This is a genomic window from Bacteroides sp. LFL-34 (genome assembly GCF_027257075.1).
In the GTDB taxonomy this organism is placed as follows: domain Bacteria; phylum Bacteroidota; class Bacteroidia; order Bacteroidales; family Bacteroidaceae; genus Bacteroides; species Bacteroides ovatus.
Genome location: NZ_JAPQKZ010000097.1, coordinates 1 through 7,953, shown reverse-complemented (window position 1 = coordinate 7,953; position 7,953 = coordinate 1). Strand labels below are relative to the sequence as shown.

Annotated in this window: 11 protein-coding genes; all 11 read right to left on the bottom strand. The window is 32.1% G+C overall.

The window, feature by feature from the left end; genetic code table 11:
- Window positions 1–151: 151 nt before the first annotated feature.
- Window positions 152–427: a hypothetical protein gene (locus N5O98_RS26600; RefSeq protein ID WP_118161590.1), complete on the bottom strand. Its 276-nt coding sequence runs from the start codon at window positions 425–427 to the stop codon at window positions 152–154.
- Window positions 428–502: 75 nt separating this feature from the next.
- A complete protein-coding gene (locus N5O98_RS26595; RefSeq protein WP_118161589.1) occupies window positions 503–781 on the bottom strand; it encodes a hypothetical protein in 279 nt (92 codons plus the stop codon).
- 6 nt (window positions 782–787) lie between these two features.
- Complete coding sequence (locus N5O98_RS26590) at window positions 788–1,141, bottom strand: hypothetical protein (RefSeq protein WP_118161588.1); 354 nt, start codon at window positions 1,139–1,141, stop codon at window positions 788–790.
- A 7-nt stretch (window positions 1,142–1,148) separates the two neighbouring features.
- Complete coding sequence (locus N5O98_RS26585) at window positions 1,149–3,590, bottom strand: glucosaminidase domain-containing protein (protein WP_118161587.1); 2,442 nt, start codon at window positions 3,588–3,590, stop codon at window positions 1,149–1,151.
- 6 nt (window positions 3,591–3,596) lie between these two features.
- Window positions 3,597–4,259: a hypothetical protein gene (locus N5O98_RS26580; RefSeq protein WP_008777321.1), complete on the bottom strand. Its 663-nt coding sequence runs from the start codon at window positions 4,257–4,259 to the stop codon at window positions 3,597–3,599.
- A gap of 26 nt (window positions 4,260–4,285) precedes the next feature.
- On the bottom strand, window positions 4,286–4,438 hold the full coding sequence (locus tag N5O98_RS26575) for a hypothetical protein (RefSeq protein WP_165601819.1): 153 nt from the start codon (window positions 4,436–4,438) through the stop codon (window positions 4,286–4,288).
- A 125-nt stretch (window positions 4,439–4,563) separates the two neighbouring features.
- Window positions 4,564–4,911 (bottom strand): hypothetical protein, encoded by a 348-nt coding sequence (locus tag N5O98_RS26570; protein ID WP_225493269.1) that lies wholly within the window; start codon window positions 4,909–4,911, stop codon window positions 4,564–4,566.
- A 1-nt stretch (window position 4,912) separates the two neighbouring features.
- Window positions 4,913–5,344, bottom strand: coding sequence for a hypothetical protein (locus N5O98_RS26565; RefSeq protein WP_008777323.1), 432 nt, complete (start codon window positions 5,342–5,344; stop codon window positions 4,913–4,915).
- A gap of 572 nt (window positions 5,345–5,916) precedes the next feature.
- Window positions 5,917–6,552: a recombinase family protein gene (locus N5O98_RS26560; protein ID WP_007754395.1), complete on the bottom strand. Its 636-nt coding sequence runs from the start codon at window positions 6,550–6,552 to the stop codon at window positions 5,917–5,919.
- Window positions 6,553–6,799: 247 nt separating this feature from the next.
- Window positions 6,800–7,060: a hypothetical protein gene (locus N5O98_RS26555; RefSeq protein WP_008777325.1), complete on the bottom strand. Its 261-nt coding sequence runs from the start codon at window positions 7,058–7,060 to the stop codon at window positions 6,800–6,802.
- Window positions 7,061–7,116: 56 nt separating this feature from the next.
- On the bottom strand, window positions 7,117–7,953 hold an 837-nt coding region (locus N5O98_RS26550; RefSeq protein WP_269496186.1), incomplete at its 5' end, for a DUF3871 family protein.

Sequence of the window (7,953 nt, the reverse complement as noted above, 5' to 3'; positions counted from 1 at the left end):
TCTCCATGCTCTACCATGCTGTTGCCAATAGTAGCATAATAAAATATCTCATTAACTTCATCTTCGGTTAATCTTCCTTCTTGGTATATAGGCTGTAATATTCCTATTAACTTCTCTACCACTTGTTCATCAGTCATATTTATCATTTTATTTATTCGTTTAATATTCCCATAAAATAAGGATATTCTTGCATTAATAATATAATTAACATAGGTTCTTCCCATTCAATATCTAAAATTCCTTCTTGATACCATTTCCATACATTTTTACCCGATTTATCATTTTTCCAAACTTCCATATTGAATTTAAATTCTGGAATAACTCCCTCTAATACGAGTTCTTCATATAGAATCTTAGCTGCCTCCAAATTATTAGTATGATAATAACGAGTTGCGATGCTATATAAAAGTTTATAATTATTCTTCATTTAGTTTATTGTTTAGATAATTAGTACTAATTCCAGCAGGAAGGGTTACTTTATTTGAAGGAGAATTTATGGCATTTAGGGAATGGCTATGCCCTCTTCCTCCCAAGCAAGATAATCAATCTGACGAATAATCTCATCTGGAATACGGGAGAGCAATTTCCATGTTGTCTCTCCCTCGTCTATTTCTGCAAATATGTAAGAATGGTCTGATTCTATCATGTATTGTGTAATAATATCTTCTCCTTTTTTAAACTTAGATACTTCTGTCATTTCGCCCAAATCTTCTAACCCAAAGGGAATCATAGTAAAGTGGGCACATTTTTGTTTAATCCATTTATTTAATTCATTTTCCATATTAATTCATTTATTCATTTCATTTATAAAGTACTCTATTGTATTCCAATACTTATCTACTTGCTGCTTTACATACCACATATCTAAATGAGAATATTTTCCAAAATTATCATCTTGTATATCAAGAATATACTCTCCAATAGGTTCTGGATATAGGTTAGTCACATATATATTCAATACTACTTCCCCTAAATATTTATCTAGTAGCTTAGATTCAGAATAAGGAGTTTCGATAAAATGCCCGTTTGTATCACATTGACTTAACGTAGTAACTAAGAACTCTTTAACTGCATCTTTATTAGTATCTTTATTGACCCTAATCAGTCTATTCCCATTTCCATTTATTGCATTTATTATCATAATCAATTTATTTTAAAAATCCATTTTTAATTGCCCACTGTTCTTCTACTGGAGATGCAGGGTCATAGAATACTTTATTGTAAGGCATCCTATTTAAAACAGCCTTATCACTATAAGCTTGTGGATAATGATAGCTACTAGTCACTTCTCCATTGGGATACGTAAAATATCCCTTACTATTAGCTATTTTATCTACAAGTTCAGGGTTTAGGTCCTTTATATCTACAACCCCAGCATCTAACCCTGTATCTTCTTCTATCTTTCTATAATCTTTTATAGTAGGAGTTCCTCTCTTTGATTGTAACTTCTGAATTTCTTCTGCGTATGCTTTCTTCGATGCAGGAGACACGTTGTCTTTAAAACCAGTTTTAGCCAGTCTTCTCTGTAAGGGTGTCATCCTTGAATACCTAGTTAAATTTCCTAGATATTCTGCTTGCATATCCTTATATATCTGCCTTAACTTAGGACTACTAAGAGTACTCATTCCTTTATCTTGGGCATTTATTAATGCTGATTTATTTCCACTTACTAAAGTCGTTTGGGACGGCTTTGCTGTTATATTAGCAAATGGATAGAATGTATCTGAAGGCTCTACAGATGCAGGCTTTAATCCTTTAGTAATTTTAGGGTCAAATATCATTAAATCCATGTGGTCCCAATTATTTTTCTCTGAATGAGATACAACTGGTCTGTCAGTAGTAAAATTAGTTCTGGCAAAATCAGCTCTTGGAGTAGGATTACTTACTTGTATAGTACCATTGGAATTAATGGGCGCAGGTTCAGAAATCTTCCTAAGTAATTCTGGATTTCGAGCTTTAGTATTAAGATTTAGCCTTCTTCCTACTGTACCTGTAAATCTCTGTAGAGGATTACCATAATATCCGAACTTTCCACCAACAGTAGTGTATGCATCTCCTGCTATTAGTCTCGGAGTCATATTAGCTCCTAATCCACCAACAGCTCCTCCAATAAGCCCACCCATTGTTTTATAATTAGTATTATTATCTGTTTTATCATCAATAGATTCTCCTACTTTAGTACCTACATAACTGGTTCCCAGACTTATTAATGTAGGAATTGTAGCTGTAGCAAGTCCATATCCAAGTCCTGCTATTCCAGCGCCTGCTAGTACTGGAGTTGCTAGTTCTCCAGTAGTCTTTAGAAATTTACGCTTTCCTCTATCTACTGCACCAGCAAGATTTATATTTCTAGGAGTAACTGTTACTTCTGGTAAAGTTACATTATTCATGCCGTTCTCATTAGTAACTGGCAATACCATATTACCTTTCTTGTCATAACCTCCTATATATTTAATCCCACTAGAAGGATTTTGATATTTAATAATACCACCTATCTTTAAGTACTTATTAAGTGATAAAGTTCCATTCAAATTTCTTCTGTAAGAATCTTTATCTGCACTATAATTATATCCTCCAGAATTATTTCCATGTAATCTATCTATAAAGTCATTAGTATCTTTAGCATCTAGAGCTTTATATCTATCATTCAGTACTTTTACTTTATAATTAGCATAGTCTTTTAGATTATCAAAGTCTATATAATCAAATCCGTCTTTGTATCTGCTCTTCTTATATTTGGGAGCTATTGAATCACCTGGATGTTTAATTCCACTTAAGTTAAACCCTCTTTCACCTCTAGGGTCTAATCCATAATTACTTTCCAATGCTGCTTGCCTTACTAAGTTATTAAGATTAGTAGTGGGCAATCCATTTTCTTCTAATGCTTCTTTAAAGATAGGAGTCATTACACTTGCAAACTCCTCAAACTTATTCCCTGTACTTCCAAATTTATGGGAATAATCTAGAGAAGGCTTCTTTCCTTCTAATAGCTTATTGATAAAAGGATTAACACTTCCAGATAAGAATGAAGTTGCAGCACTAGGAGCATATTCTTTAGCAACATCTACAACATTAATAGGCTCTTTAGGTTCTTCTTTAGGAAGAAAACTCTTAACTTTATTAATAGCTTGAGTTACTATTCCGTCTTGTGCTTTAATAACACCGCCATTCTCTAACTGCTCACTTTGAGTAGGTGTAGTTTCTGGCTTAGGTTTATTAGATTTATATCTACTCCAATCGAAGCCAATTAATTGTTCTTCATTTCTGTTGGCAGCTTTTTCTCTATTGAACTGTCTTAATATTCTAGCTCTTAACTCTCCTGCACCCTTTAATTTAGGAATCTTCATTCCTTCTTGGGCTTTAGCTATCTGATTATATACATTAGATAATGCTCTCTTATAATTAGGGTCAGTAGCATATCCACCTTTAACTACTCTATCAATAAAATCTCCACCACTAAAAGCTTGATATCTTTTATTGTTTAGTAATGATACATGATAATTGGCATAATCATTTATATCTTTAAAGTCTCTAAAGCTATCATTTACATATACACCAATGAAAGATATATCTTCAATTCGTAGCACCATTGTTTTTTATAACTCATTTGTTGAGACATATTTGAATATATTTGGTAAAAGTTTCTCTACCTCTTTTCTTCTTGAATCTGTATACTTCAATTTCACTGTTACAATAATCTCACGTTCATAAGCTTTTTTATGAGTAGCTTTACTATAAAAATATCTACCACCCTTAGTATTACCTTCAATAGTATAACTATGGTCTGTAATATCTTTCTTGACAATTCTATTGCCTTGTTCTACTTCTGTATCAATCATTATATCAAACCATTCATGAAGCGAATAATCATCTTTAAAAACATCGAAGTAAGTAGCATACACATTCAAACAGATTGTACTATCTTCATTTACGAAATGATTTCCATTGCCTAAATCTGATTCTTCTCCATGTGTAAAGCTAGAGGGATATACTAAGAAATAATCAAAAGTTCTATTCCAATAAAACCTTGTATCATCATATTGGTATATCCCATTTCTATAATCAATCAGTTTCACACCTTTTACTCCTAATACCGAATCTACCCATTGCAAATATTTAGCTTCTGATATTTCCAAAGTAGGATGATTGTCATATATAAATAAACTGTCAATAGTAGCCTGTATATTACTATCCTTTTTACTAGTACAAGATAGTAATAGCATTAATAGTAATATGTAAATCGCATATATATTCTTCATGAATAATACTATTCTCTATAAAATAATCAATTATTACATATAAAATAAATCGCCAAAACCACAACAGGAACGATGATATACAATGCTATTGCTCCTTCCTCAAAACTCCCATTTTCTTTACGTGGACAGGTAATATATGCTATTATCGCATAAATTATAATTCCTATTACTGCTCCCATAAATCTTTATTTTATCAGTTATGTTTTCTTTTGTTTTCAGATTTAACTATGAGTGAAAAGATAAAACCACCTACTGCTCCTGCTAATATTATCATTAAAAACTCTTCCATTAGCCTTCTTTTTATTTAGCCTTTTTTCAACTCGCAAGCTCCCCAAATTATAGCCACAATGTTTAATACACTGTACAATATAACGCTTCCCATTGAAAGAGGGAGAAACCTTGCTCCTAAATAGGTAGCAATAACTAACATAATAGGAGATGATGAGTCTCCATTATCATCTCCTTGCACAATATTCATTATAATGATATAAATAGCTGTTAAGGCAGAGTAAACAATTTGCTCATACTTCAAAATATCTCCCATTGTAGTATCACCTTCGATTGTGATAATAGAAAAAACTATATCCTTTAAAATCCAACCCAACAGGAAATAAACAAGTATTCCTACAATAATCCAACCAATCCTTGTCATGTCAAATAATATTTTGAATATTTTTAAATTTATCATTCACATTACCAAACTTACTATCAATGATAGATTTTATTTGTCCCATTGCATCTCTAACATAAGGCTCATTATCTTTCAGTATAGTAAATTTACGTTTTACAATAACATTAAAAGAGGAACTAAACAATATGCGTTCTTTTAGTTTCTTCATTATGTCATAAGTTCCATTGTACCCATTATTATAAGTCATTGGAAAATAACTTTGTCTCTGCTGTTGATAACGAGCTATCTGTATATCTTCTGCTATTCTATAATAAACATGGTTACTAATACTTATATCAACTTTATAAGTTCTTTCTCCACTCCAAAAACTATCCTCAACACAATACATAAAAACTTCATATCCTTTATACTCAAACCTTTGAGCATTTGATAAATCTCTTACAGTATATGCCATTATTTCTTTTTTTTGATTGATAAATTAATTTGTAGTATAAGTTGCTCAAAAATTGAGTTGGCTACTTGAAAGATAGTAGCAAAAGTTGTTTCTTAATGTCTGATTCGTAGTTATATATCGTTTTATCTACCCTGTTCCCTTTGGATAGTATTACACAATGAGAAAAGCGTGGGAACTATCGAATATTATCATCATGAGGCTCTGGACTGCCCTTGCACAATAATAAACAATAGCCCACGCCAAACGATATATAGACTATCTTAACAAGATAGGTATATAACATTGACGTGAGCGTTCTTGCCTACTATCCCGTGCAAGTGAAATTGTCCAGATTTCATGATAGGATAATATTTAAAACGCTCTTCGTTAACTAATATGTCCTTTCAGCCCCAACACATTAGGTATCTGAAATTGGTACAAAGTTACAAAAAGCGTTTGTAATAGCAAGAACTATTGTTTATTAAAAGTTGAGGGCTATTTCTGCTTTATAAATTTATGGTAGTGGAAAAATTCAAGACTCCCCATATAAAAACTAAATCTCTGAATTTTTCCACCCCACCGATATTTTATGATTATGGCTTTATAAACTGATTTTTTATCCGTTGAACGGTGGAAATACCAATACTTTGTAGCTTAGCTATATTTCTGATTGAATAGCCTTTTCTTAGTAAAGCAATGACTTCCTTATATTCTTCTTTTTTCTTATCATCCGTTTTGGTTGAACCTGTCTTTCTGCCAAGTTTACCACCTTTGGCAATATAATTTGCCCTACCACTATTCAAACGGTATTGAATATTGCTTCTTTCAATATTTGCCATTTCTGCAAGTACTGTCACCATGATAGACGCTATTGGATTAACTTCCCCATTTGGTTGCAAAGTATATAAGCCTAAGTTCTGTATGTAAACCGATACTTTCGATTCATGCAATATATCTAAAGAGCGAAGAACCTGTAATGTACTTCTCCCTAGTCTTGACAATTCAGACAAAAGTAGGATATTCACAGATTCACGTTTACAGTATTCCAAACATTCTCCTAAAATCTGTCTTTCCTCTATTTTCTTTGCACCTGAAATATGCTCCTGGAATATATTCACAATTTCTATATCCTGTGAGATAGCATATTTCTTTAAATCCTCTATTTGTCTGCTTGTGTCCTGTCTGTCATTACTTGAAGAAACACGAGCGTATATTACGGCTGTTTTCATTTTATTCTTTGATTAAATTGATAACATGAAAGAATGTGTTCAAACCACCTTTGTAGATTTATTTGAACACATTCCTGTTTTGAACACACAAGTAGTTAGTGACGTTTATCCGCTTCTTCCACTTCCCATAAGCCAACTAAAAGAATAAGCAGGATTAACGGAACACAACCTGTTATAAAAGACAATACCACCCAAAAGAGCCAAACAAGTATCTTATAATAAAACATGATTCTTTATTTTAAATAAATTAATAATTGAAAGGTTTATTTCCATATTGATAATCTGTTATTGATAAACAGATTCTATCAAAGAAAGAATGTCCCTTATCTGAATAGAAATACTTTCTATAAATCTCATCATTGGAATTATCCAATAAGACATCTAATTTCAGCAACCAATATTTCAATGCTTGTAACCTCTTTATATATTGGAGATTATTCTCACAATGACAAATTGTTTCTTTCAGATATTCAATCTTACTAACCATAGTTTCTTTCTTTTTATCCATTGCAATACAATTAATAAAATAGGAGAATACCCATTTCTGAATATTCCCCTGTTTAATCAATCAATAAACCACTTATATTTAGTGTCTCCATGCAAAGCGGCATTTATTCCCGTTGCTATTTCAGTAGCATTTACCGCTCTATCCAAGAATGAATCTATATAACTGCTCTTATTTGCCCCTGTCAATAGATTATACAATTTCCACATACTAATATCATTCCCCAAGCTCCCAAAGTTCTTATCATTGATATATGCTTTTGCAACTGTATTTATTTGTGAATCAGTGATAAGCATTTTAGGAATATCTTTCTGATAACCTTGTGGCAATGATTGATAAAGTCTCATTCTACCAAGTAATTGGCAAAATTGATGTTCTGTGAGATATGAGTTACTAAGTGTTTGCAACAAATGTAGATGTTTTGCAGGTTGATAACTCTGAAACATTTCCAATACTGCCCGATATAAATCTTTGGTATTAGTAACTTCCAAACAACTAAGAAAACCGTCTGTTGATACACACAAGTTTGTACAAACTTTACAAGTAAAGCCAATAAATACCTTAAACCTTTCTGCTCCTTTCTTTGAATACAGATTTGTGTGATTATAAGCTCTCACACCACCAATAGTAAGAGTTAGCTTATTTCCGTTCACCGTTTCGTAAATCGTAGGAATCTGAATAATAAAAGCACATCTTTCGTAGTAGATAGTCTTATCACTTTCAAGAAGTTGATTTGCAGGTTTGTGTATTGCTTCGGGTATTCTTCCCTTGATAATGTGACTTACACGAATATCGGGCTTATCAATGCTTTCACCACTGAAAAACGTATTTGCAGCGTCATAAACAGTATCAATAAATGCAGGGTGAGGAATTGTAAGCTCATTGTCTTTGGCGAA